The sequence below is a fragment of the Halomonas litopenaei genome (genome assembly GCF_017303055.1).
In the GTDB taxonomy this organism is placed as follows: Bacteria; Pseudomonadota; Gammaproteobacteria; order Pseudomonadales; family Halomonadaceae; genus Halomonas; species Halomonas litopenaei_A.
On the sequence record NZ_JAEKJT010000022.1, the window covers coordinates 1 to 869 of the forward strand.

The window sequence follows — 869 nt, forward strand, 5'->3', positions numbered from 1 at the left end:
CTGGTGGTGACCGACTCCGACGGCGACGTCAGCGACCCCGCAGCCTTGACCATCGACATCAAGGATGACGTGCCCGAGGCCACCGACGACGCGGCCGAGACCGACGAGAACGTGGCGATCACCGTCAATGTGCTGGACGGCAGTGCCGGTGGCCTGGACGTGGCGGGCGCCGATGGTCCGGTGACCCTGACCAACGCCGCGCTGCAGGACCCGAGCCAGGGCAGCGTGAGCTTCAATGGTGACGGCAGCGTGACCTTCACCCCGGCGACGGGCTTTGAAGGCGACGTGCTGATCGACTACACCATCACCGATGCCGATGGGGATACCGCTAACGCGACCCTGACCATCACCGTGGACGCTACCCCGGTGGTGGAGGTGAATCCCGAGTCGCCCAATGCGTCTGGCAATAACGAGGTGGATGAAGCCGGTCTGGATGACGGCGGCAGCCAGTCTGCCACCGACCTGGAGACCACCAGCGGCACCATCGCCATCGATACCGGCTCCGACAGCGTGGGCTCGGTGGTGATCAGCGGCGTGGACGTGACCAATGGCGGCACCGTGCAGGGCACCTACGGCACCCTGGTCGTCAGCGTGGTGAATGGGGACTACAGCTATACCTACACCCTGGACGACAACACCACCGACCATAGCAGCCAGGGCACCGGCAGCGACGGCATCCAGGACGTGTTCAGCCTGGTGGTGACCGACTCCGACGGCGACGTCAGCGATCCGGCCAACCTGACCATCGATATCAAGGATGACGTGCCCGAGGCCACCGACGACGCGGCCGAGACCGACGAGAACGTGGCGATTACCGTCAACGTGCTGGACGGCAGTGCGGGCGGGGCCGACGTGGCCGGCGCCGATGG

The 869-nt window shown here is 66.3% G+C and carries 1 protein-coding gene; it reads left to right on the forward strand.

What is annotated here, in order from left to right:
• Window positions 1-869: Ig-like domain-containing protein (locus JF545_RS19800; RefSeq protein ID WP_206944878.1), on the forward strand; the 869-nt coding region annotated here is incomplete at both ends.